Here is a 24864-nt window from a genome sequence, read left to right on the forward strand (position 1 = left end):
AGGGGAGGGGGAAGCGTGAAAGAGGATTGCATAGAACAGTGGTTTGAAATGTATGAAAGGGATATTACAAGCTTTTTGATTTATTTGACAGGCTCCCGTGACGTGGAAGATTATGTCCAGGAGACATTTCTGATTGCCATGAAAAAAATGTCAAGATTTAAAGGAGAATCCCATCCAAAAACATGGCTCATTTCCATTGCCAGGAATATGGTCATTGACAAATATCGAAGAAACCAGGTTTGGAATAGAATTAAACAGTATGTAACCAATGAGCCGCATTCCTCGAATGGATCGGAAGAGCTCGTTATCAAAAATCAGGAGCATGAGCAACTTTACAAGTCGATACGGCAGCTTTCGCCGTTTTATAAAGAGGTCGTCATTTTACGGGGCATTTTGGAATTGTCTTCAAAGGAGACAAGCGACATTTTAAAATGCAGCGGAAATAAAGTGAACGTGACATATCACCGGGCATTGAAAAAGCTGAGAGATATTTTAGAAAAGGAGGGATTTTACTTTGAGAGAACAGCAGATTGAAGAGAAACTAAAGAACCTTCCTAAATATTCATTATCAACGGAACAAAGACGGGATATTTTACAAAAGTTGCGGAATCGGGAGCAGGTCCGGAAGCCGAAATTCAGACCGGGATTATCCATTGTTTTCGCGTCTGCCGTCATCATCGTCCTCGCTTTGGCACAATTTCAGTTGAATGGCCAACAACGGGACACGGTGACAAATAAGATCGAGGAAAGCCGGGAAATGACAATGGACAAGGCTGAGCAGGAGATTGGAATAGAGGTAGCGGAAGGAAAGCCCTTTCGATTTTCTGATGCATCTCAAGAGGCAATCGGCATTGAAGGAAGAGTCGGTATTTTGCAGTCGTTTGACCATTTTGTCGCAAAAGATGAAAGAAGAGTTGCCAAATTAATGCTGTATTTCTGGGACGATCAGGCTGATCTTCCGGGGAAAAAGTATGAAGTGACAGCGACAAACGGTCAACAGGAAATCATGTTGGCAAGGGGGGAACTCGTAGATGGCTTGTACGGAGAAGACGGTCACGCTTTAACCAGGTTTGAGCCATTCCCGACGAAGGGAACATGGAAACTGTCTTTTTTTATCGACGAAAAGCTGTTTGCAGAGTTCACTTTGGAAGTGCTGCCCCCATTTCCGGCAACGGAGCATTTTACACTTGTTGACTCTCCAAAAGAGCTGGCAATAGGCAAGAAAAACAATATAGTGATGGAGGGAACGGGAGAGAAGCAAGAAAAAGTGAGCGTACAGTTGTTGGATGATACTGGAACATTAGCAGATGAATCCCTGTTTGTTAACACGGGAAAGGGGATAGATGCTGTAACAAACAAGCCGATTTATTTGTATGAAGGAAACTTGGCGTTTCCCAAAAAAGGGACTTGGGTATTAAAAATCAACGGAGATAGCACACAGCCTTTTACAAATTGATACGGGCAGCTAAACGAGAAGCGAATATTCCCATACGTGCTTCTCGCTTTTTTGCTGTTATTTCAGCCATTTTTTCAGCCCGTACGCGGAACTCGAATGTCCTTACTGTGTTTCGTCACGATTCATAACATCGGCATAAAGAAAGTACTTGTATCGCTTCGAAACGTTTTTACCCACATCAATCAGTTCGAAATTTTCCGGGAACCCGGTACGGTTCATGAGCTATCACTTTGATTTGCGCTCGCTTTTTCCATCTCATAAACCGTCATCTAAAATGTCATAATATCTTATAGGGAACACATTAGAAGAATAACGAGCTACAAACTTATGAAAGGGCGGCATCGAATGATAACGGTTACAATTACTCAAAAAGCAGCAGAAAAAATCAAAGACAAACTCGGAGACAGGGACTTGGCATTAAAATTACTGTATGAAGCAGATGGCTGCACGATGAGCGGCATTCCCGCGCTCACATTTGAAAAATTGCGGGAAATGGTCCAAGATGAATTGGTTGTTGAGACGAATGAAATGCCGCTCGTGATTGAGAAGTCAAAACTTATTTATTTAGACTCAAACATGGAAATCGATTTTTCGGATGAAAGCCATACGTTCCAGCTGACAAGCCCAAATGAAATATTGAATGGCAGAATGAGCCTGTTAGATTAATCTCATCCCTGTTTGGAGAGACGGTAATAACCCGTGTCGATCTGTCTGGAAATCACTGGTGCAACCGTATCGACCGCATCCACGAGTTTATCAAGATCAATGGACGTTTCAATGCCCATTCGACCTAGCATATACACGACATCTTCCGTAGCCACATTGCCGGTTGCACCCGGTGCAAATGGACAGCCGCCAAGGCCACCGGCTGATGAATCAAAACGGTTTACTCCGGCTTCAAGCGCTGCGTATGTATTGGCCAGCGCCATTTTTCTTGTATCATGAAAGTGGGCTGCAAGCAAAACATCCGGCAACGCCTCTTTTAATCGAGAAAAGAGAGAATAGGACTCGTGTGGCGCAGCCATGCCAATTGTATCGGCTACACTCAGTTCATCAACGCCGGCTGCAACGAATTCCCGGCAAAGTGCAAGTGTGTCGTCATCTTGAATCTTTCCTTCATACGGGCAATAAAAAGCTGTGGAAATACATGCTCTGACAAAGAAGTTTTTTGCTTTTAGCTCCTCTATGAGCGGTTGTAATTCTGCCATACTTTCTCTTGTGGACTTGTTAATATTTTTCTTATTAAACGTATTGCTGACGCCGACAAAAACGGCGACTGATTTGCAAGATGTTTTCAGCACCCTCTCAATCCCTTTCCGATTGGGTGCAAGCACAATTCCGCGAACTCCTTCGGGAGCGGACTGGACAATTTCCCCGGCATCTTTCATTTGCGGCACCCATTTTGGAGAAACGAAGGAAGTAAGCTCCATTTCTTTGATCCCGGCCGCGGCCAGCTTTTGAATAAATGCTTTTTTGATCTCTGTATCAACAAACTGCGGTTCATTTTGCAGACCGTCACGAGGGCCTACTTCAATAATCACAACCTCTTTTGGAAAGTTCAATGATAACATCTCCTTTTAATATAAAAGCCGGACAATACTGATGATGTCCGGCGGTGTTGTTTGTTAAAAATTACTGTAGGCTGAGTAATTTTTGCTTTAATTCATTTTCCATTGTCAATAGTTCCTGCTCAGCTTGTGCCCGTTTTGACCGGCCTTCCTGCTGGATTTTGATCGTTTCTTCAAGCGTGGAAATTAAGCTTGCCTGTGTTTTCTTTAATGTTTCGATATCCACTAGGCCACGTTCATTTTCACGGGCGGTTTCAATCGTATTGGACTTCAGCATCTCTGCATTTTTTAATAACAGGTCGTTCGTCGTTTTCGAAACTTGTTTTTGAGCTTCCACTGCCTGGCGTTGGCGAATGAGCGACAACGCAATCGCAATCTGGTTTTTCCAAAGCGGGATGGCTGTCATGATGGAAGTCTGGATTTTTTCGGCAAGTGCCTGGTTTGTATTTTGAATCATGCGGATTTGCGGGGCGCTTTGAATCGTGATCTGCCTGCTTAGCTTGAGATCGTACAGTCTTTTTTCAAGACGGTCCGCAAATTGCATCATGTCGTTCACATCCTGAAAGGCCATTTGGTCTCCGGATGCCTCCGCCTTTTTCTTTAGTGCGGGAATCGTTTCCTTCCGGATTTCTTCAAGTTTCAGTTCGCCGGCGGCAATGAAGATGTTCAGCGCATGAAAATATTCTTTGTTTTTTTCATATAACTGTTCAAGCATTTTCAAATCATCGAGCAGTACCTCTTTCGATTGGTTGAGTTTAATCGAAATACGGTCTATTTGAGCCCCGGTTTTTTGATATTTTGACATAACCTCCTGAATCGAGTTGGAAATCTTGCCAAACATTTTCGAGAAAAAATTTTTCTTCTCAGGCGTCAACTCTTCCGGATTGACCGACTTTAATTTGCCCATCAGCTCATTCAAGATATCGCCGATGGGACCAATATCTTTATTTTGGACATGCTCTAGCATGGAGCTTGAAAAGTTTAACAACTGGGATTGTGCCTGTGTTCCGTAGGAAATGATCGCCTGGTGGTTGGCAGGATCAATCTGTTTGGCCAGATCAACGGCTCTTTTTTTGCTGTCTTCCGGAAGGGCTTCTATCAGCTTTGCAGGTTTCGCTGTTTCTTGTTCGGAAGCCTGGGGCTGTAAGGCAAGCTCTTGCTCGCCAAACGGGTTGGCGAGCAAGTCATCAAGCCCGTTTGTAAATTCATCTTTTAAGACTTTTTCTTTATTTACTTCACTCATTCTTAGTGCTCCTTTCATCATCGAGAGGGTGGTATTCGAGTTTTTTTAACGAATGGCGTGCTACATCCAGTTCAAACTGCAGATCATCCACATCCGAAGAAAGAACTTGGTAAATATCCTTTTTGATTGATTCGCTTAAATCTTCGAGGGTGCTTTGTGTTTCTTTTAAAGAAAGATATATTTGTTCATTTTTTACAGGCTGTGCAGCAAGCTGGGCGTAACGCTCAGATAGTTCCACAACAGAGTCAAGATGGTAAAAAAAGAATCTTTCCGATTGATAAAATCTGCGAGGATCTTTATGGACAATGGTATACATCCGTTTTACAAGCTTGCTCAATTCATACAGTTGTTTAAAGGCGCCCAAAGTTCTGACACTGAAAAACGCTTTTTGCAAACGGCCAACCTTCTTTTTCGCCTCATGCAGATTTTTCTGTATATATGCGTATTCTTTTCTCGTTAATCGGTTTTTCTTTAAAAAGCGATAGTCGGAAATCCATTTTATACTGAAAAATGTCAAGGCGCCAGCCAAGAGAGAAATGCCGGCGGACGGAAGAAAGGCAAAATCAAAGCCAAGAAATAAAATAAGCCAGATGAGAAAAGCTTCTCCGGCTGATAACATTCCTAGGAGAAAAGAATAAAAAGCTCTCAATTGTATCGACTCCTGTCCATTACTTGCTTAATATCTGTCATGTTATACGTATATTTGCGACAAAAGTTTCATTCCCTTCTATTATAAGGAATAACGTGCAGCATTGAAAGCGGGAAACATGTAGATTTTTAGATGGCCTTCCAAATAAAAAGAGGATTTTTTCAACCTTTCACGAAAAGGTAACATGATAGATCGCTTAAAAAGGAGGCTTTAAGCATGAACAACAAAGATGTCGTGATTGTCAGTGCCGTCCGCACGGCAATTGGAAGTTTTAACGGAGCGTTGAAAAATGTTTCGGCGCCTGAATTGGGGGCGGCAACAATTAAAGAAGCAATAAACAGAGCCGGAGTAAAACCAGAAGATGTTGATGAAGTCATTATGGGGAATGTACTGCAAGCGGGATTGGGGCAAAATCCGGCACGACAAGCTGCGATGAAGGCGGGCATTCCTGAAAATGTTTCTTCCATGACGATTAATAAAGTATGCGGCTCGGGCTTGAAAGCTATTCATTTGGCTGCCCAAGCGATCATAGCCGGTGAAGCGGATATTGTTGTGGCTGGCGGCATGGAGAACATGTCACAAGCTCCTTATTTACTAAAAAACGCAAGAGATGGATTCAAAATGGGGGATCAAAAGCTGATCGACAGCTTGACGAGCGATGGTTTGACCTGCGTGTTCAACAACTATCATATGGGGGTTACAGCCGAAAACTTATGCGACAAATATGACATTACACGTGAGGAACAAGATGAGTTTGCGGCATTAAGCCAGGAGAAAGCTTCAAGAGCCATTGAGGAAGGGAAGTTCAAAGAAGAGATTGTACCCGTTATGGTTCCGCAACGAAGAGGAGAGCCGGTCGCTTTTGATACGGACGAATATCCGCGAAAAGGAACAACCGTTGAAACGCTTGGCAAATTAAGGCCTGCTTTTAAGAAAGATGGAAGCGTTACCGCCGGGAATTCTTCCGGAATTAATGACGGAGCAGCTTCCGTTGTTGTCATGTCTAGGGAAAAAGCCGAGCAGCTTGGGATGGAGCCGCTAGTAACGATCAAGGCAAACGCCAATGCGGCCGTTGATCCGAGCATTATGGGGATTGGACCTGTATCGGCTGTGAAAAAAGCTTTGCAAAAAGCGGGGTTAGCCATGGAAGATATTCATTTGATCGAGGCGAATGAGGCATTTGCCGCCCAGTCGCTGGCTGTCGACAGGGAGCTGCGGTTTGATCGCTCTATCTTGAATGTTAACGGGGGAGCCATTGCCCTTGGCCATCCAATCGGAGCGAGCGGGGCAAGAATTCTTGTAACGTTGATCCATGAAATGAAAAGAAGGGGAGCCGAAAGAGGGCTGGCCACACTTTGCATTGGCGGCGGCCAAGGAGTAGCCACGGTTGTTGAATTGGAAGCACAAAAATAACAACAAAGGAGGACAGAATGACATGAAGAAGATTTTTACATCATTTCGGGACGCTGTGGACGAAATTACGGATGGTTCAACATTGATGGTTGGAGGGTTTGGCCTGTGCGGAATCCCCGAAAATCTTATTTTGGCCCTTGTGGAAAAAGGAGCGAAAGATTTAACGGTTATCTCCAATAACTGCGGAGTCGATGACTGGGGGCTTGGGCTTCTCTTGCAAAATAAACAAATAAAAAAAATTTTCGGCTCTTATGTGGGAGAGAATAAAGAATTTGAGCGCCAGGTGTTGGCTGGTGAAATTGAGGTGGAATTGACACCGCAGGGAACGCTTGCAGAAAAAATTCGTGCGGGTGGTGCGGGCATCCCGGCTTTTTATACGCCTGCAGGCGTCGGCACTCCGGTAGCGGAAGGAAAAGAAGTCAGGATATTTAATGGAAAGGAGTATGTATTGGAAGAAGCGTTAACGGCAGACTTCAGTCTCGTCAGTGCTTGGAAAGGAGACAAGATGGGAAATCTTGTTTACCGAAAAACAGCACGCAATTTCAATCCGATGATTGCCGCTGCGGGCAAAGTAACGATTGCTGAAGTCGAAACGCTCGTTGACATAGGCGATCTCGATCCCGATTGTATTCATACACCTGGCATTTACGTACAAGGCATTATCCAAGGAAGCCTTGAAAAGCGGATTGAACGAAGAACGATCAGAGCATAAGGAGAAGGAGGAATACGTGATGAGCAAAGCTGCCATTCGGGAGCAGATTGCCAAAAGGGCAGAAAAAGAGATTCAAAACGGTTTTTACGTGAATCTCGGCATCGGTATGCCTACGTTGGTTGCCAATTATATATCTGAAAATAAACAAGTCGTGTTGCAATCGGAAAATGGTTTGCTCGGAATTGGCCCTTATCCGACAGAAGATGAGGTGGATGCTGACCTAATCAATGCCGGGAAAGAAACAGTGACAGCCATTCCAGGTGCAGCTTATTTTGACAGTGCCGAATCATTTGCGATGATTCGGGGCGGACATGTGGATATTGCTATTTTGGGTGGAATGGAAGTGTCAAAAAATGGCGACTTGGCCAACTGGATGATCCCTGGAAAAATGATCAAAGGGATGGGCGGAGCCATGGACTTGGTTCATGGAGCCGGAAAAACGATTGTCATCATGGAGCATGTCAATAGAAACGGCGAACCGAAAATTTTAAATGAATGTTCCCTGCCTTTAACAGGCAAGCAGGTCGTCGACCGGATCATTACCGACCGGGCGGTGATCGATGTAACGAAATCAGGATTAGTACTTAAAGAAGTGGCCAAGGGATATTCAATAGAGGATGTAAAAGCATCAACCGAGCCGGAATTGCAAGTAGATCCGGGTGTTACGATGAATGCATATTAAAGATCAAAATAAAGACGGCTTGTTCCTCTCGCGGAAATCAAGCCGTCTCATGTTTAGGTCTATGGATCTTTCTCTCAGCGAAACTATGATTTTTTGTCGAAATCATCTTGCTGAAAGGTTTTGGATTTTTTATTAAGGAAGCGGCGAATTTCATCCGGGGTTATATTTAGTCGCTTTGCTTCCATCAGAAGCGTTACCCATTCGCTATCGAGCTTTTGGCTATTTTTCTGTCTGTTTTGTGCTTCTCTCATGAAAGACCCCCTATACAACTCTATTTCCCCATAACGTTCATTATAGGGAACGGAACGTTCTTTATAAAGTGACGAAATGGAGAGGAAAAGGACGTAATTGCTTAATAGAGAACGAAAATTAGACAAAACACGTCATATTTAGCATTTTTCCATGTTTTTAGTATGAAAAGTATTCGAGAAAAAAGGATATTTGGAGGAAAGCAGGAAATCCGGGCAGAGAGGAAGCTTTGGTCATCGACCATGCATGAGCGCCATTTTTCACGATGCAACGGAACTATTGGCGCGTCATCAAGATTTATATCCTTATATTACATGAACCTTCATAAGTGGGAGCTTACGGTCAGGAAAAACAGTAGATGTAGTTATCCCGATCTTTTTCGCTCCCATTTTTAAATAAAAGCCTTCTGCTTTAGGTTCACTATGAAGAGTAAATTCGCTTATCCCTAATGCTTTCGCTTTGTTTAATAAATCTTCCCACATAAACCTTCCCAATCCCTTACCTATATAAGCGGGATCAATGAATAACGCTTCTAATTTCCGGTCATGTATAGAGAAGCTATAAAATGCGACTAAATTGTTATCGTTTTCCAGTAAATAAACAGGATTTTTTTCTATATACTCTTTCGTAATAGTCAAATCATCTTTACATTTTTGTAGGAATTCTTCAGAATATCCCCAGTAAGCTTTTGATCTATAAGCTAAATGATAAATGACTTAATAAATTACTATCTTGGCATTTTGCTTTTCTAATGAACACCTTAGATATTAACGGTGGCTGGAATACCGATTCTTTTTCGTTAATATGGAGAGGATGCCCATTTCTTCATTTGATAAGGGACGTGCGTTTACAGCTCGGGCATTATCCCGTACTTGTTCAATGCTGCTGGCGCCGACTACAACAGCGGCTACTGATGAATTGGATAAGTTAAATTGAAGAGCCAATTCATTGAGCGTCCTGTCGGAACGACTTAACAGCTTCGCTTTTACACTTTCATAGAATTCATACAGCTCCTGCGCAGAATAGTTGAGGTATTCCAGTTCTTCGAATTGCTCTTCTCTTAATTCGAGCATTTTATCACTCAACATGCCTTTTGCGACAGATCCTCGTGTGACAACACTGACATCATTTTCTTTCAGAAACGGCATCAATTCTTCCGGACGCCGGTCTAAGAGATTGTATTGCATCATGATGCTGTCGATGGCGGAACGATTTACGTACTCTCGAATGACATTTGGCCGAATGGAGGAAATGCCGTAAAATCGGATGAGTCCTTCGGCTTTTAATTCCTCAAAAGCTTCGATTGTTTCATCAATGGGGTCTTCTATTGTTCCGCCATGCAATTGGTACAGGTCGATATAATCGGTTTTCAGACGCCGCAGGCTGTTTTTGACAGCCTCTTTTATATACTTTTTAGATGGATCCCAGCGCCAGCCGTCTTTTTGCTCGTTCCATCGATTACCGACTTTCGTGGCGATGATGACTTCGTCGCGGAAGGGAGCAAGTATTTTTCCGACCATTTCCTCATTGACGCCATAATCGTATAAATCGGCTGTATCGAAATAATTTACACCTTCCTCAATGGCGGCCTCAATGATCCCGGCTGCCTTCACTTCGTCTGTCCCGAGTGACATGCAGCCGAGGCCCATTTTTGACACCCATAAATTGGATTTTCCAAGTTTCCGTTTCTCCATACACATCCCGCCTTTCTATTCAGCATCTATTGTAACGAAATGCAGTATGCCTATTCAATCAATGTGCAGGAGTCCAGCCAATCCTTCAAAAACTGATGCTTCCTAGCGTATTTCTTCAAAAGAGCTTGAATTTCCCAAGCTTTTCCTGATAATACGATCCGTTTTTCTCCAATGATCACTCTCACGGCAATCCCTCCCTGGTGTATGGTAAAATATATGAGAATCCAGAAAAGAAATAGAACAGGGAGCTGAGAAAGTTGAAAAAATTTGAAGAAAAAACAATCCGTTCACAGCCAATTTTTCAAGGAAACATCATAAGTGTTCAGGTGGACGAGGTTGCGCTTCCTGATGGAAATACATCAACACGTGAAATAGTGCGCCACCCAGGTGCAGTAGGCGTTATAGCGGTGACGGAAGATAAAAAAATAGTCATGGTTGAACAATATCGGAAGGCGCTCGAAAGATCTCTTCTAGAAATACCGGCGGGAAAGTTGGAGCCGGGTGAAGATCCGGCTGTAACGGCTGAAAGGGAATTGGAAGAAGAAACGGGATACCGGGCAGGACAAATGAAATATATTACTTCATTTTATACATCACCTGGTTTTGCCGATGAAGTGATCCATCTTTATTATGCAGAGCACTTGGAGAAAGTGGAGAATCCTTTAAATGGGGACGATGATGAATTTGTAGAATTATTTGAAGTAACCTTGGATGAAGCTTTACAGTATATTCATGATAAGCGCATTTACGATGCCAAAACTGTTTTTGCTGTCCAATTCATGGAGCTTTTGGGACAAAAACAATGATGAAGGATTATTTTGCCGACCTGCATATACATATCGGAAGAACGTATACAGGCAAACCGGTGAAAATTACGGCAGCCAAAAACTTAACTTTGACCAACATTTTAAAGGCGGCCCGCTTTCCAAAAGGATTGGATATTGTAGGAGTCATAGATTGCCACTCACCCGAAGTAATAGAAGAAATGACCATGCTTTTGAACGCCAGTGAACTAGTAGAATTGAAAGAGGGCGGCTTTCGGTTTCAAGAAGATGTGACCCTGATCCCTGGTACTGAAATGGAACTGTTGGATGAAAAATGCAGCGGTCCGATTCATGTTCTTGCCTATTTTCCCACATTGCTGTCGTTGACGGACTTTTCTGCTTGGCTTTCCGAACGGGTAACAAATATTCAACTAAGCACACAACGCGTATATGAGAGTGCTGTGACCGTTCAAGAGACTGTGCGCTCCCTCGGCGGGCTGTTTATTCCCGCCCATGTGTTCACCCCATTCAAAAGCTTATATGGAAAAGGGGTGAAACAATCTTTAACAGAAGTATTTGCACCGGATCAAATTGATGCAATGGAACTCGGGCTAAGTTCCGATACCGCGATGGCTGATCAAATGAACGAACTGCATCACTATGTTTTCCTCTCCAATTCGGATGCCCATTCCCTCCCGAAAATGGCAAGAGAGTATCAAAAAGTGCGTTTGGCATCACCGACGTTCCGGTCCATTCAAAAAATGATGCATCGACTTGATGGGCATCATATTGTTGAAAATTACGGGCTAAATCCTTTTCTTGGCAAATATTATCGAACGGCATGTGCCAAATGCTTCACAGTAAAGGAAGGGGATACTTGCAGCGAATGCGGGTCGAAAAAGTTTACAAAAGGTGTTTCGGAAAGGATTGCTGAGTTGGCGAAAGGCGGTACGCCTCCAACACGCCCCCCTTATATTCATCAAGTGCCGCTTGACTTTTTACCGGGGCTTGGCCCAAAAACAAAGGAAACATTATATCATCACTTCGGCTCTGAAATGAACATATTGCATCGTGTGACAAGAGAAGATTTACAGGCAGTCATCAAGCCACAACTTTCAGATCTCATTCTACAAGCAAGAAAGGGCGGCCTTGAGCTCGAAGCAGGTGGTGGAGGTCGGTACGGAAAAGTTGCCAAGCGGTGATTTTCCAATCTTTTCACAAAGAGAAAACTGTTGCCATTGAGTCATATGCTGTGGTCCCCATTCATAAGATGTAACAATCGTAGAACGGGGGGAAGCAGCAAATGCGGAAACGGTTTTCTTCTAATTTTATCACGCGTCATGTACAATTCTACTTTTCTATTTACTGTTTTATTATGGTTTTGTTTGTGATGGGCATCATTTTCGGTGCCATCATCGTGAACAGTTTGTCCGTCGCGCAAAAAGAAGATTTGTTTTATTACTTGAATCAGTTTTTTGGACAAGTTGCCGATGGAAAGATCGGCAAGTCAGAAGAGCTGTTAAAAATCAGTTTTTTTCATAATGTGAAATTTGTCGGACTAATGTGGTTGCTCGGCATTTCTATCATCGGATTCCCTTTAATATTAATTTTGCTCTTTTTAAAAGGGGTGACTATCGGTTTTTCAGTAGGTTTTCTTGTCCATCAAATGGGTTGGAATGGACTATTGTTGGCTTTTGTAACACTGCTGCCGCAAAACTTGCTTATCATCCCTGTTTATATTTTTATCGGGGCGATATCAATCGCATTTTCAATTAAGTTAATCAGAAAAATATTTGTCAGGCAGGGATTTTCCTATCGGATCGTTCCTGAATTTGCCCGTTATTTTATGTCGTATATAGCTGTGGTTGCTGTTATCACAGTGGCTGCGAGCATCGAAGCCTATGCTGCACCGGTGTTGATGAAGTCCATTTTAGCCTCGCTTCAAGGATAGCATTCTCAATGAATCCGGCCTCCATTTTATAATGATTTTAATTTGATTATTAGCCTTTGTCTGCTATAATATAAAAGACAGTGGCGAGGGAGGATACATAAGATGGAAAGTCGGATCGAAAGAATAAAAAAACAACTACATTCCGCAAGCTATAAGCTTACTCCCCAGCGTGAAGCCACGGTAAGGGTGCTGCTTGAACATGAAGACGATCACTTGAGCGCGGAAGATGTTTATCTTCTGGTCAAAGAAAAATCGCCGGAAATAGGCCTTGCTACGGTATATAGGACGCTGGAGCTTCTTACGGAATTAAAAGTAGTGGATAAAATTAATTTTGGAGACGGGGTTTCCCGTTATGATTTACGGCAAGAGGGAGCTGATCACTTCCACCACCACCTCATCTGTATTGAGTGTGGGACAGTCGACGAAATCCAGGAAGATTTGCTTGGAGATGTGGAAAAAGTCGTCGAGCATGACTGGAATTTTAAAATTAAAGACCATCGCTTGACTTTTCACGGGATTTGCTGGCGCTGTCAAGGAAAACCAGATCCTAAAAAAGCCAATGATAAACGTGATAAAGAATAGTAACGCCTTTTTCCGGAACAGGAGGAAAAGGCGTTTTTTGTTGCCCATTGATGCTTTTCCCAACCGTGCAGGTATAAATGGGGACAAGATATGCATATCATGGTAATACGGAATAATTTGAATAAAAGATATAAAGGTTGGGTTTCAAATGGGGAACTTTTTCAAGATGATCTTTAGTACCATTAGAGTGTTTTTATTATTTGCCGCGTGCACGATTTTATTTTATTATGGTATGATTTTGATAAGCCAGGAATATGAGAATTACCGCCGTTATGACGAACCGGAGGGAACGGCCATCAAGGTGATTCAGCAAGGCGGGGAAGAAAAAAACGGCTGGTTTTCCCGTCTCATGCTTTTTTACTTAAATGGGGAGTAGGGAACATGAAAGATGAACTTCAAGATTTTATCCACTTTATGGTTGTAGAAAAGGGATTGGCAGACAATACGATAAAATCTTATGAACGTGATTTGGAAAGCTATCTTCATTATATTCAAAGTGTGTTAAGGCTGAAACAGTATAATGATATTACCAGAATGCATATTATCCAATTTCTGGGCCAACTAAAGGGAGAAGGAAAATCAACGCGAACATTGGCAAGGCATATCGCCTCCATTCGCTCCTTCCATCAATTTTTGCTTCGAGAACGGATTGCAGAGCGCGATCCTACTATTCATATCGAATCGCCGCAGCAGGAGAAAGTACTGCCGAAGGTTCTGTCCATCACTGAAGTGCAAACGATGTTGGAAGCACCGGATTCGACAACCGTATTTGGCATGCGTGACCGGGCCATGCTGGAGCTTTTGTATGGAACCGGTTTAAGGGTAACCGAGCTGCTGAACTTGGATTTGGATGATGTTCATTTGACGATTGGATTTGTTCGCTGCGTCGGGAAGGGCAATAAGGAAAGAATCATTCCGATCGGTTCCGCCGCGATTGAGGCAGTGGAAACATACTTGCGAAACGCGAGACCAAAGTTGCGGAAAAAATACAAAACGAACGCCTTATTTTTAAACCATCATGGAAAACGGATGTCAAGACAAGGATTTTGGAAAAACGTAAAAAAAATAGCCGCGGAGGCAAACATCAAAAAAGAACTCACTCCGCATACTTTCAGGCACTCCTTTGCCACTCACTTGCTGGAAAACGGCGCCGATCTAAGGGCTGTCCAAGAAATGCTTGGCCATGCGGACATATCCACTACTCAAATTTATACACATGTATCAAAAAAGAGATTAAAAGATATGTATGCAAAATACCACCCCCGCGCTTAAGTATGCTTATGCTATAGGCAAAAGTGGTTTTTTGATGTTCCTGAGCGGGTATAATACTGTTACATACAACATTTGAATTCAGGGAGGCCCAAGGAATGTCATATAAAAGAATTCATATTATTGTTTTAGATTCTGTAGGGATAGGAGAAGCACCGGATGCAAAAGAGTTCGGAGATATAGGAGCAGACACGCTCGGACATATCGCCGAAAGAATGAACGGTTTACATATGCCCAACATGGGCAGGCTTGGCCTCTCCAATATAAAGGAAATCAAAGGAATTGAGAAGGCTGATCCGCCCCTTGCCTACTATACGAAAATGCGGGAAGCTTCGATGGGAAAGGATACGATGACAGGGCATTGGGAATTAATGGGCTTAATTACGAGCCATCCGTTTAAAGTATTTCCTAACGGATTTCCTGAGCTATTAATAACCAAATTGGAGCAAGCGTCAGGCAGATCCATTATCGGCAATATTCCGGCAAGCGGAACAGAAATCATTGAAAGGCTTGGCCCGGAACATATGAAAACCGGGGCCTTGATCGTTTACACATCGGCTGATTCTGTTTTGCAAATTGCCGCCCATGAAGAGGTGGTCCCGCTTGAAGAGTTGTATGATATATGTAAAAAGGCGCGAGAAATCACTTTGGCGGACGAGTTTAAAGTAGGGCGTGTGATTGCCCGGCCCTTTATTGGAGCACCCGGTCATTTTCAAAGAACTGCCAACCGTCATGATTATGCTTTAAAGCCGTTCAAGCCAACTGTCTTGAATCACTTGCGTGATGCCGGATTCGACGTGATTGCCATTGGAAAAATACATGATATTTACGATGGGGAAGGAATAACCGAGTCATTCCGGTCAACTTCCAACATGGAAGGGGTCGACACGCTGATTCAAACAATGCAAAGAGACTTTAACGGGATCAGCTTTATCAATCTGGTTGACTTTGATGCCAAATACGGACACAGACGTGATCCACAAGGATACGCAAAAGCGCTCGAACAGTTTGATGAACGGCTTCCGGAAATCATTGAAAGATTAAAAGACGATGATTTATTGATCATTACAGCGGATCATGGTAATGACCCGACACATCATGGGACCGACCATACAAGAGAATATGTTCCGCTATTAGTGTATTCAAAAAGGTTTAAAAGAGGGGGAGAACTGCCAATCCGCAAATCTTTCGCTGATGTCGGCGCAACAGTTGCCGCCAATTTCCGGTTAAAATGGACCGGTGCCGGAGACAGTTTTTTAGACTTGTTAATCGAAGACCCTCTCTAATCACGAAATGATCTTATCATCAGGTGGAAGAAAACCTATCTCTTCCACCTGATTTTTTATTTATACGGTCCTTCCAGGCAGAACGATGGAAAACCGGTCACCGGGTTGTGAAAGCGTGACCGGAGACTGTAGCTGTATAAATTGGCGGATTTTTCGGCCTTTGGATTCTCTTCCTCTTCTATCGAAATGTAATGCCCCCCATAATGACAGCAATGTGCTTCTTTTCCTCCAATCATGGAAGTCTTCACAGCGCCAGATCGTTTCATTTTCCTAAACAAGATCTCGGGAATAAAGGTAAGCCGGGGGTCCTTGTACCTCATACAGTAGTCTGTGCACTATGCCAGTAGTTGAATGCTTCTTGGGTGATAAGTATACTTCATTCTTTTTTATAAAACATCGTATAAAAAAACTCTTCCAGGAGAGAATGGGGATAGTTGGTAAACTTTCCCGTTTTTAAAAGAATAATTGGAGGGGTTAGGATGAAGAGGTTCGCCGTTTTATTCTTATCTTTATTGCTACTTGCCACAGCTTTTATATTCAAGCCCGTATCGGCAGAAGAGAAAAAAACTGAACTCTCGGATGATTCGAAATCAGCCATTTTAATTGAGCGTGATACAGGAGCTGTTTTATATGAGAAAAATAGCAGAGAAAAACTGCCGCCCGCATCAATGACAAAGGTGATGACGATGCTGTTAGTCATGGAGGCGCTTGACAGCGGACAGCTCAAGCTTGACGAAAAAATCAGGACGAGCGAGTATGCTGCATCTATGGGGGGATCACAAATCTTTCTTGAGGCTGGTGAAGAGATGACAGTCAAGGAGCTGTTACTCGGTGTCGCCATTGCCTCCGCAAATGATGCCTCTGTCGCACTTGCCGAACGAATAGCGGGAAGTGAAGAAGCTTTCGTAGAGAAAATGAACAAGCGCGCAGCGGAATTGGGGTTGAAAGATACCAAATTTCAAAATACGACAGGATTGACAGCGAAAGATCATTACAGCACCGCACATGACATGGCCATCATGGCAAAAGAATTGTTAAAGCATGAAGAAATCACAGATTTTACGAAGTTGTATGAATCGTATTTACGGGAGGATACAGATAAAAAATTCTGGCTTGTCAATACGAATAAACTCGTCCGCTTTTATCCCGGTGTGGACGGATTAAAAACCGGCTTTACGAGCGACGCGAAGTATTGCCTTACAGCCACTGCGAAAAAAGACGGGATGCGTGTCATTGCTGTCGTATTTGGAGCACCGACATCCAAAAGCAGAAATACCCAGATTACAAAAATGCTTGACTATGCTTTTTCACAATATGCTTCCCACTCCCTTTATCCAAAGGATGAAGTGCTTGGAAAAGCAAAAATCAGCAAAGGTTCGTTGAAGGAAGTCAATGCCAAAACCGCAGAACCCATTTCCATTTTGACGAAAAAAGATGAGGAAGCTAAAGATTTTCAAACGAAAGTAAAACTGCATAAAAACCTCAAGGCTCCATTAAGAAAAGGTGACGAAGTCGGAGAAATCATTATTGAAAAAAACGGAAAGCAATTGCTGTCCGCTCCGCTTGTCGCTGAAAAAAACGTGGAAAAAGCAAATTGGTGGCAGTTATATAAACGGTCTTTCGGATTATTTACACAATCAAAATAACGATATTTGAGATACTTTAGCGAATTACTTCTAGTTTTGTCACGAGGAAGGAATCCGGAACATAAAGGTAGAATTGACTCACTATTGACATATAAGGAGGCTGTGCATAGTGGGTTTGACAATGGAAATGGAAGTAAAACAAGACGTCTTGTGCATTCGTCTATCCGGGGAGCTGGATCATCACACCGCGGAAATGCTGCGAGAAAAAATCAGTATGGAAATGGAAAAGAATGACATCTTACATCTCGTTTTAAACCTCGAAAAGCTTACTTTTATGGATAGTTCAGGGCTTGGGGTCATCCTGGGCCGATATAAGCAAATCAAATTAAAAAAAGGAGAAATGGTTGTTTGCTCTATTTCTCCGCCGGTAAAGAGATTGTTTGAATTGTCCGGTCTTTTTAAAATTGTCCGTTTTGAATCTTCAGAGCAATTTGCACTTGAAAGATTGGGGGTTGCTTAACAATGAGGAACGAGATGAAAATTCAGTTTAGTGCACTAAGCCAAAATGAATCATTTGCGAGAGTGACTGTCGCCGCCTTTATTGCTCAACTGGATCCGACAATGGATGAATTGACGGAGATCAAGACAGTCGTGTCAGAGGCTGTTACAAATGCCATCATCCATGGCTACGAACAAAACCCGGCGGGAATTGTTTATATTTCGGCAGCCATAGAGGATGGAAAGGTGGATTTGGTCATACGGGATAACGGTGTCGGCATTCGAGACATTGATGAAGCCAGACAGCCATTGTTTACAACGAAGCCGGAAATGGAAAGATCCGGAATGGGATTTACCATCATGGAGAATTTTGTGGATCACCTGGAAATTGAATCACACCCTGGTACAGGCACAACCATTCGCTTAATCAAGTATGTAACGAAAAATAAAGCGTTATGCAACTAAGGAGCCGCGCCTATGGATGTGGAGCTTAAAAAAAATGCAAATGCCCCTTTTTTAACTGACGAGGAAGTAAAAGAATATATTAAAAGAAGCCAGGCTGGCGACCAAGAAGCGAGAGAGTTGCTTGTTGAAAAAAACATGCGGCTTGTATGGTCAGTCGTCCAACGCTTTCTAAATCGAGGGTATGAACCGGATGATTTATTTCAAATTGGCAGCATCGGGCTTTTAAAATCAGTTGACAAATTCGACCTTTCTTATGATGTGAAATTTTCAACGTATGCTGTTCCAATGATTATCGGGGAAATTCAGCGCTTTATTCGCGATGACGGGACAGTGAAGGTAAGCAGGTCATTAAAAGAATTAAGCAATAAAATCAGAAAAACGAAAGATGAGCTTGCCAAGAAAAATGGAAAAGTCGCAACCGTATCCGAAATCGCAGATCATCTCGGTGTAACGGTCGAAGATATCATCATGGCGCAAGACGCCGGACGATCTCCCGCCTCTATCCATGAAACCGTTTATGAAAACGACGGCGACCCCATTACACTGATGGACCAGCTGTCTGACCAGGCTGATCATAAGTGGTTCGATAAAATTGCTCTTGAGGAAGCGATTCGAGGCCTAGATGAACGAGAACGACTGATTGTCTATTTAAGATACTATAAGGACCAAACCCAATCAGAAGTGGCCAAACGATTGGACATTTCCCAAGTGCAAGTTTCCCGTCTTGAAAAAAAAATATTGGAGCAAATGAAAGAGCGTATGGAGCCGACGTAATCCATGCGCTCTTTTTTTATTGTTCACTTCAAATGCATGAACATGTCAGTTTTGCAGATAATAAATGACACAATATGCAGTTTCGGGAAGTGGGAAAATGGAGGATACGATATACATTCAAATGAAGCACCGAGTGGAAATGGTAGAGGAACGGCCCATTAGGCTTTACGACATTGCCAACATCATTGCTCCGGAACAGATGCTGAAAGCGCTGTATGCGCTGGAGTTGTATGTGAAAACAGATAGGGAAGGCAAATTTGTTGTGATTGACGCTTTAATGATTATTGATAAGATCGGCGGCCACTTTCCACAGAGTAATATTCAAACAGTCGGACCCGAGGAAACGATTGTTGAATTTGTACAAAAGTCAAAGACAGCCAACTTTCTTTTATTCATCGTTGTTTGGCTGCTTTTGTTTGTCGGTTCGGGACTTACCATTATGAACTTCCATGAAGAAACAAGCATGCAGGAGATTCATCAAAAGCTGTATTGGATGTTGACCGGAATAGAAAATGACAGACCGTATTTACTGCAGGTTCCCTATTCAATTGGACTGGGAGTAGGAATGATCCTCTTTTTTAATCATTTATTCAAAAAGAGACTTAATGAGGAGCCGAGCCCGCTGGAAATCGAAATGTTTAACTATCAGCAAGATTTGGACAAGTACGTAATCGTTCATGAAAAGAAAGAAAGTGCAGAGCGGCTTGACGATCGTTAGTGCTTTATGCACCATTTTTGTCGGCCTGGCTGGCGGGCTTGCCGTGGGAATTGGTTTTGTTGCTTTTTTAACCGTGCTGGGGATTATTCCGAGGTTAACCCAACTGACAAAGACAGGACACCAAATTCAGGCTTATGAATGGGCAGTCATTATCAGTGTGGTCGTCTCCTCTTTGTTCGACTTGCGAAACGGGTCTATCAAGCTGTATTCAAGCCTGTTAATTCCAGTCGGCTTGGCGAATGGATTGTTTATTGGAATGCTTGCTGCCGCACTTACGGAAGTCTTAAATGTTCTGCCGATCTTGTCAAAACGGATCGGCATGAAAGGAAAGTTAATCTTATTATTAATGGCCCTTGTTTTTGGTAAAATGGCAGGCTCTTTGTTTCAATGGCTCTATTTTGTAGAGTTTGAATAATCGAGTTAAAAAAGGAGCTTATTGTATGGGTGAAAATAAAGCAGAAAAGCGATTTAGAGAAATTCCGGCTGATTTGAAACGATTGGAACAGTACTTTAAAGACAGGGTCGGTCTGGGAACAAGCTTCGACATTGGACACAGAAAACTCGTTATATTAAAAAGCGAAATCCATATCTATTATGTCAATGGGCTGTGTGACACTCAATTTATCGTTGAATTATTAAAAGAGCTCGTTAATTTGAATGAGAAGGAAAAACCGTCCGAAAGCTTGCCAGAAATCATTGAAAACCGGCTTGTCCACGAATCTGTCGAACATGTAAAAACGTTTGATGAATTGGTGGATCAAGTACTGTCAGGGTTGGTCGGGATTGTCATTGAAGGCGAAAAACAAGCGATGATTGTAGATGTTCGGAGCTATCCGGGAAGGGAGCCGGAGGAGCCTGACACGGAAAAAGTAGTACGGGGATCAAGAGATGGTTATGTAGAAAACATGATCGTTAACACGGCATTGACCCGCAGGAGAATCCGTGATGAAAGGCTCCGTTTTGAGATGATTAAAGTGGGGGAAAGATCCAAAACAGATGTTGCGATCGGGTATATAGACGGAGTCGCGAATCCCCAGCTTGTTGATACAGTGAAAAAGGAATTGAACAACATTCATATTGACGGAATATCGATGGCGGACAAAACGGTTGAAGAGTTTCTGCTGAAACAGGGTTATAATCCCTACCCACTCGTCCGCTATACGGAAAGGGCAGATGTCGGCTCCATTCATTTACTGGAGGGGCATGTCCTGATTTTCATTGATACATCTCCAAGTGTGATGATTGCGCCTGCGACATTTATTCATCATATGCAGCATGCAGAAGAGTACCGGCAATCGCCGGCTGTGGGGACATTTGTCAGGTGGACGAGGTTTCTTGGCATATGGGTATCCATTTTTTTGCTGCCACTATGGTTTTTATATGCCATGGAACCGTCCTTGTTGCCGGAAAAACTGGCTTATATTGGGCCGAACAAGGAGTCTGATATACCTCTGATCATTCAAATCCTCATTGCCGATCTCGGGATTGAGTTTTTGCGAATTGCGGCCATCCATACCCCGACACCATTATCCACCGCCATGGGGTTAATTGCGGCCGTTCTGATTGGGCAAATTGCCGTAGATGTTGGTTTATTTCATTCTGAAGTCATCTTATATGTATCCATAGCCGCCATAGGGACATTTTCTACTCCCAGCTATGAATTGAGCGTCGCCAATAAAATTTTCCGGATGCTATTGCTCATTTGCGTGGCAATTTTCAAAGCACCCGGATTTATCGTGGGGGTGACCATTTATTTACTTTTTTTAATATCGTTGCGACCTTTAAATGCTCCTTATTTATGGCCGATTTTGCCTTTTAATCCCATCGCTCTCTTCCAAATTTTCATGCGGCGTCCAGTACCCGGAAGCTTATTGCGACCAAGCATTGTTCGACCGAGAAACAGGGTGCGGCAAAGGCCGGGCGAATCCGAAAAATAAATTGCAGTATGCTCTATATTATGGTAAAGTAATGCTTACTTATAGTATATAAGTCAATGTTTGACTTGAGAAGCAATCGGAAATAGTACCGATTGCTTTGTTCTTATACATGCACTAGTGGGGGGAAGACATCATGCAATTAAGTGGAACGGCCACGATCAATCGTAAAGGGCATCTGGAAATCGGTGGTTGCGATACCGTAAAGCTTGCAGAAAAATATGGTACGCCATTATATGTGTACGACGTTGCTTTAATTAGAAAAAGGGCCAGAGCTTTTCAATATATGTTTGAAAAATTGGGCGTAAAACACCAAGTAGCATACGCAAGCAAAGCCTTCTCATCGGTAGCCATGCTGCAGCTCGTTCATGAAGAGGGCCTGTCACTGGATGTTGTTTCGGGCGGTGAACTATATACAGCGATCGTCGCGAATTTTCCGGCCGAAAAAATTCATTTTCACGGGAATAACAAAAGTGAAGAAGAACTGAAAATGGCGCTTGACCATCAGATCGGCTGCATTGTCGTTGACAACTTCCATGAACTTCATATGCTTCATCATCTTTGCCAACTGAAAAACCAGAAGGTAAATATTTTGTTGCGGGTTACACCGGGAATTGAAGCCCATACGCATGACTATATTTCAACAGGGCAAGAAGATTCGAAATTCGGATTCGATTTACAAAATGGGCAGTCTGAAACCGCTGTGGCCCTAGCGTTGGAAAGCAAATTCCTCAATTTGCTCGGTTTCCATTGCCACATCGGTTCACAAATTTTTGAAACAACAGGATTTTTATTGGCGGCAAGGAAAATTTTAGGAAAAGTCAGTGAATGGAAAGACATATACCAGTTTACTCCCGAAGTTCTCAATCTTGGCGGCGGCTTTGGGATTCGTTATACGGATGAGGATAAACCGCTGCCACCTGAACAGTATGTGGAAGAAATGATTCTGGAGGTTAAACGGGAAACGAAGAGATTGGCACTGCCAATGCCGGAAATTTGGATTGAGCCGGGACGTTCCCTCGTTGGAGATGCTGGAACAACACTTTATTCAATCGGCTCCCGCAAGGAAGTTCCTGACATTCGAAAATATGTGGCTGTTGATGGCGGGATGAACGACAATATCAGGCCGGCACTTTATGGCGCCAAATATGATGCCATTATGGCAAACCGTGCGGACGAAAAACCAAAAGAGGTCGTGTCCATTGCAGGCAAATGCTGTGAAACGGGAGACATGCTGATTTGGGATTTGCCGCTCCCAGAAGCGGAAACAAATGATTTATTGGCGGTTTTCTGTACCGGTGCGTACTGTTATTCGATGGCTAGCAACTATAATCGTATTCCAAGACCTCCCGTCGTGTTTGTTGAAAACGGAACAAGCCGCTTGATTATAAAGCGTGAGACTTATGACGATCTTGTCCGGTTGGATATTCCTTATAGCGAAAAAACGACGATCTAAATGATTCCCTCAAAAGGTAAAAGTTTGCGATAAATGGAAAAAGCCGCTACAATGAACTTTGTTGATTCTTATGCCGTTATCCATATTTATGAGTATGATGAAGGTAGGAGTGTCCGTTCATGCGCAAGCAAAATATAATCTTATTCCTTTTTATGTTCGGTTTGGCGTTTGCATGGGGATTGTTCTATTGGTTTGTAATTGTGCCGAACAAATGACAATATTCTGTATGGAAAAAAGACTAATGAGGGATTAATGATGTTAATTCGCTACAAAAAAGGTTATGAAAAAATAGCAATGGGCCTTCTTTCGTTTATGCCCAATGAAAAAGATTTAAAAAAGCTGCAGCAAACGATGAAACAATACGAAGGCGATGACAAATGGCAGCTTTATTTTTGGAAGGAAGAAGATATAACTGGACTCATCGGGGTTGTTATTGACGACGACATCATTGAAGTGCAGCACATTTCTGTTAACCCATCCCACCGATGTCAAGGAATTGGCAAAAATATGGTAAGGTCTTTAAAACAATTGCATGAACAGAAAAAGGTCGTTCCCAATGAGCATACATCCTCTTTTTTTGAAAAATGCGGTATCGCGGACGAAGAAGAGTCTGGGACATAAGCAAATACGAAATAGCATAAACCGAACAATTCATTTATAATTGTTCGGTTTATTTGTGTTAAAAAAATCTCTATCATTGCTACGTCAACATATTTCGCTTTCAGCGGGCACGGCTTCAGCTTCCTCGGAAAGCAAAGATCGCTTTCCTGCGGGATCTTCAGCTCGAGCTATTCCCGCAGGAGTCTACATATGTTGACTACGCTAAAAGCTTGCGTATTATACATTAGGACAACTTATCTCGCATGTAAGGCGCCGTAATACTCCCACTTCAAGATCTTGAGTGAATACAAAAGGTCCAAGTGGGAGAAAACGGCACCTAAATGCTCGATTGGTTCAACTAACATTCAGTAGGAGGTGGAAGAAAACGCCTACTGAATGAAGTTTCACTTTATTGTTCGTTTTTTCATCAGCTGATTTAGTTGTGTCACAGTCTCTTTGTTTATGGTAAGCTAGGGCTCCAAAAGCTTCTAGCGAGGCGGTAAAAAGCTAAATGGTTGGCTCGTTATTAAACTGTCCGTTTATTGCTTTGGTTGTATAACGGCCTTTTTTTCATGTTTTTTTTCCAGGTGTTTATGAACAATTTCTTCGTCCCAAACGTCATCCAAACGCCCCCAGCTAGAGCCGTGCCTTCGCACTCGCTCTTTGCAGATGACCAATAATTCCGCATCTTGTATCGGCAAGTCAATAGCGGTATATAATCGCGACTTTTTCATATGTTTCAAGCTTTTTTGCAGTATTTCCATCAGTTGAGAATAGTTTATCCCCAAAGCATGCAGCTCGCTCCTTTTTTTACTCAAGCTTTCCAGCGCCCTGGTCAACAATTTAACCGCACCCCGCATGTTCCCCCTGCGGTAGTGGTAAAGGCTGGCGGCAACTTGAATAAGACCGACCCAAATGGAACTTCGCTCCATCCCGCTTTTCTTCCAATGTTCCTCCAATACTTCATGGCATTCAAAATAATCTCTGTCACCATGAAAATGACATAAAAATTGTATATATGAGAAAGGATAAATCAATCTCAAAGCCCCTTTCGCTTTTTCGCGCATTTCAAGATAAGTATATCATATGTAAATTACCACCCGAATTTACTTACTTCTTAACCGAAAAATATTGTATGATTAAAGATAAAGTGAAACTTCATTTCTTGGTATGCCTTTCCCAAGAAATGTTAGTAGAACCAATCGGGCATTTACAGGCAGTTGACCCAGCACTTTCTACCTCACATTTAGATTTCTAAGCAAAGGGGCTTACTGCCAGTTAATGCGGGATAAAGTGAAACTTCATTTCTTGGTAT

29 protein-coding genes and 1 pseudogene are annotated in these 24864 nt (G+C 42.7%); 22 read left to right on the top strand and 8 right to left on the bottom strand.

All coding sequences use genetic code 11. The features are described 5' to 3' along the window. The first annotated feature begins 15 nt into the window (after positions 1-15). From MHB50_RS07700 to MHB50_RS07710, 3 genes are all read left to right on the top strand, one after another. Positions 16-534: an RNA polymerase sigma factor gene (locus MHB50_RS07700; RefSeq protein WP_077113245.1), complete on the top strand. Its 519-nt coding sequence runs from the start codon at positions 16-18 to the stop codon at positions 532-534. Beyond that, entirely contained in the window at positions 515-1456 is a 942-nt protein-coding gene (locus MHB50_RS07705) for a hypothetical protein (protein WP_339162991.1), read from the top strand. Before MHB50_RS07700 ends, MHB50_RS07705 begins: the two co-directional genes overlap by 20 nt. A gap of 345 nt (positions 1457-1801) precedes the next feature. Continuing rightward, positions 1802-2122 carry an iron-sulfur cluster biosynthesis family protein gene (locus MHB50_RS07710; RefSeq protein WP_339162993.1) on the top strand — a complete coding sequence of 107 codons (321 nt, stop codon included), beginning with the start codon at positions 1802-1804 and terminating at the stop codon, positions 2120-2122. A gap of 2 nt (positions 2123-2124) precedes the next feature. Here the strand turns inward: MHB50_RS07710 and MHB50_RS07715 are convergent, their stop codons facing one another. The 3 genes from MHB50_RS07715 to MHB50_RS07725 all read right to left on the bottom strand — a co-directional run bounded on the left by MHB50_RS07715 (position 2125) and on the right by MHB50_RS07725 (position 4916). Then, positions 2125-3027, bottom strand: a complete 903-nt coding sequence (locus MHB50_RS07715) for a hydroxymethylglutaryl-CoA lyase (RefSeq protein ID WP_340085111.1) — start codon at positions 3025-3027, stop codon at positions 2125-2127. 61 nt (positions 3028-3088) lie between these two features. After that, a complete protein-coding gene (locus MHB50_RS07720; protein ID WP_077113248.1) occupies positions 3089-4267 on the bottom strand; it encodes a toxic anion resistance protein in 1179 nt (392 codons plus the stop codon). Next, positions 4260-4916: a 5-bromo-4-chloroindolyl phosphate hydrolysis family protein gene (locus tag MHB50_RS07725; protein WP_083717668.1), complete on the bottom strand. Its 657-nt coding sequence runs from the start codon at positions 4914-4916 to the stop codon at positions 4260-4262. Before MHB50_RS07725 ends, MHB50_RS07720 begins: the two co-directional genes overlap by 8 nt. A gap of 216 nt (positions 4917-5132) precedes the next feature. Here MHB50_RS07725 and MHB50_RS07730 point away from each other — a divergent pair, with 216 nt between their 5' ends. The 3 genes from MHB50_RS07730 to MHB50_RS07740 are packed head-to-tail and all read left to right on the top strand — an operon-like array spanning position 5133 to position 7723. Beyond that, on the top strand, positions 5133-6329 hold the full coding sequence (locus MHB50_RS07730) for an acetyl-CoA C-acetyltransferase (RefSeq protein WP_339162999.1): 1197 nt from the start codon (positions 5133-5135) through the stop codon (positions 6327-6329). A gap of 22 nt (positions 6330-6351) precedes the next feature. Continuing rightward, positions 6352-7041, top strand: coding sequence for a CoA transferase subunit A (locus tag MHB50_RS07735; protein WP_077113508.1), 690 nt, complete (start codon positions 6352-6354; stop codon positions 7039-7041). Between the two features lie 19 nt (positions 7042-7060). Continuing rightward, on the top strand, positions 7061-7723 hold the full coding sequence (locus tag MHB50_RS07740) for a CoA transferase subunit B (RefSeq protein WP_340085112.1): 663 nt from the start codon (positions 7061-7063) through the stop codon (positions 7721-7723). Between the two features lie 83 nt (positions 7724-7806). On the opposite strand, the gene MHB50_RS07745 is transcribed toward MHB50_RS07740, so the two are convergent. From MHB50_RS07745 to mciZ, 4 genes and pseudogenes are all read right to left on the bottom strand, one after another. Continuing rightward, on the bottom strand, positions 7807-7974 hold the full coding sequence (locus tag MHB50_RS07745) for an anti-repressor SinI family protein (protein WP_083717669.1): 168 nt from the start codon (positions 7972-7974) through the stop codon (positions 7807-7809). A 303-nt stretch (positions 7975-8277) separates the two neighbouring features. After that, a pseudogene (locus MHB50_RS07750) lies at positions 8278-8731 on the bottom strand (GNAT family N-acetyltransferase). A gap of 8 nt (positions 8732-8739) precedes the next feature. Further along, the gene (locus tag MHB50_RS07755) at positions 8740-9666 is read right to left on the bottom strand and encodes an aldo/keto reductase (protein WP_077113253.1); all 927 of its coding nucleotides are present in this window, start codon (positions 9664-9666) and stop codon (positions 8740-8742) included. 50 nt (positions 9667-9716) lie between these two features. Then, entirely contained in the window at positions 9717-9851 is a 135-nt protein-coding gene (gene mciZ, locus MHB50_RS07760) for a Z-ring formation inhibitor MciZ (protein ID WP_077113254.1), read from the bottom strand. 72 nt (positions 9852-9923) lie between these two features. Between mciZ and MHB50_RS07765 the strand changes: the two genes are divergently transcribed. From MHB50_RS07765 to MHB50_RS07840, 16 genes are all read left to right on the top strand, one after another. After that, positions 9924-10472, top strand: coding sequence for an NUDIX hydrolase (locus tag MHB50_RS07765; protein ID WP_077113255.1), 549 nt, complete (start codon positions 9924-9926; stop codon positions 10470-10472). Further along, a complete protein-coding gene (locus MHB50_RS07770) occupies positions 10472-11632 on the top strand; it encodes an endonuclease Q family protein (RefSeq protein WP_340085309.1) in 1161 nt (386 codons plus the stop codon). Before MHB50_RS07765 ends, MHB50_RS07770 begins: the two co-directional genes overlap by 1 nt. A 101-nt stretch (positions 11633-11733) precedes the next feature. After that, entirely contained in the window at positions 11734-12381 is a 648-nt protein-coding gene (spoIIM, locus tag MHB50_RS07775) for a stage II sporulation protein M (protein WP_077113256.1), read from the top strand. A 102-nt stretch (positions 12382-12483) separates the two neighbouring features. After that, positions 12484-12963 (top strand): Fur family transcriptional regulator, encoded by a 480-nt coding sequence (locus tag MHB50_RS07780; RefSeq protein WP_077113257.1) that lies wholly within the window; start codon positions 12484-12486, stop codon positions 12961-12963. Between the two features lie 148 nt (positions 12964-13111). Next, positions 13112-13339 carry a YqzK family protein gene (locus MHB50_RS07785; RefSeq protein ID WP_339163008.1) on the top strand — a complete coding sequence of 76 codons (228 nt, stop codon included), beginning with the start codon at positions 13112-13114 and terminating at the stop codon, positions 13337-13339. 5 nt (positions 13340-13344) lie between these two features. Further along, positions 13345-14235 carry a site-specific tyrosine recombinase XerD gene (gene xerD / locus MHB50_RS07790; protein WP_077113259.1) on the top strand — a complete coding sequence of 297 codons (891 nt, stop codon included), beginning with the start codon at positions 13345-13347 and terminating at the stop codon, positions 14233-14235. 95 nt (positions 14236-14330) lie between these two features. Beyond that, entirely contained in the window at positions 14331-15518 is a 1188-nt protein-coding gene (gene deoB / locus MHB50_RS07795) for a phosphopentomutase (protein WP_340085113.1), read from the top strand. A gap of 479 nt (positions 15519-15997) precedes the next feature. Next, a complete protein-coding gene (locus MHB50_RS07800; protein WP_077113261.1) occupies positions 15998-17164 on the top strand; it encodes a D-alanyl-D-alanine carboxypeptidase family protein in 1167 nt (388 codons plus the stop codon). A 109-nt stretch (positions 17165-17273) separates the two neighbouring features. Continuing rightward, on the top strand, positions 17274-17624 hold the full coding sequence (gene spoIIAA, locus MHB50_RS07805; RefSeq protein ID WP_077113262.1) for an anti-sigma F factor antagonist: 351 nt from the start codon (positions 17274-17276) through the stop codon (positions 17622-17624). Positions 17625-17626: 2 nt separating this feature from the next. Further along, positions 17627-18067: an anti-sigma F factor gene (gene spoIIAB / locus MHB50_RS07810; protein ID WP_077113263.1), complete on the top strand. Its 441-nt coding sequence runs from the start codon at positions 17627-17629 to the stop codon at positions 18065-18067. A 12-nt stretch (positions 18068-18079) separates the two neighbouring features. After that, positions 18080-18841, top strand: coding sequence for an RNA polymerase sporulation sigma factor SigF (gene sigF / locus MHB50_RS07815; protein WP_077113264.1), 762 nt, complete (start codon positions 18080-18082; stop codon positions 18839-18841). A 97-nt stretch (positions 18842-18938) separates the two neighbouring features. Next, positions 18939-19559 (top strand): stage V sporulation protein AA, encoded by a 621-nt coding sequence (locus MHB50_RS07820; RefSeq protein WP_340085114.1) that lies wholly within the window; start codon positions 18939-18941, stop codon positions 19557-19559. Further along, entirely contained in the window at positions 19519-19974 is a 456-nt protein-coding gene (locus tag MHB50_RS07825) for a stage V sporulation protein AB (RefSeq protein ID WP_077113266.1), read from the top strand. The genes MHB50_RS07820 and MHB50_RS07825 overlap by 41 nt, the downstream gene beginning before the upstream one ends. Positions 19975-19999: 25 nt before the next feature. Next, positions 20000-21496: a spore germination protein gene (locus MHB50_RS07830; protein WP_077113267.1), complete on the top strand. Its 1497-nt coding sequence runs from the start codon at positions 20000-20002 to the stop codon at positions 21494-21496. Positions 21497-21629: 133 nt separating this feature from the next. Continuing rightward, positions 21630-22949, top strand: a complete 1320-nt coding sequence (gene lysA, locus MHB50_RS07835) for a diaminopimelate decarboxylase (protein WP_340085115.1) — start codon at positions 21630-21632, stop codon at positions 22947-22949. A gap of 255 nt (positions 22950-23204) precedes the next feature. After that, positions 23205-23570, top strand: a complete 366-nt coding sequence (locus MHB50_RS07840; protein ID WP_340085310.1) for a GNAT family N-acetyltransferase — start codon at positions 23205-23207, stop codon at positions 23568-23570. Between the two features lie 518 nt (positions 23571-24088). Here the strand turns inward: MHB50_RS07840 and MHB50_RS07845 are convergent. Beyond that, entirely contained in the window at positions 24089-24586 is a 498-nt protein-coding gene (locus tag MHB50_RS07845) for a DUF309 domain-containing protein (protein ID WP_340085116.1), read from the bottom strand. Between the last annotated feature and the right edge of the window lie 278 nt (positions 24587-24864).

Source organism: Siminovitchia sp. FSL H7-0308, assembly GCF_037980985.1.
Lineage (GTDB): Bacteria > Bacillota > Bacilli > Bacillales > Bacillaceae_C > Siminovitchia > Siminovitchia thermophila.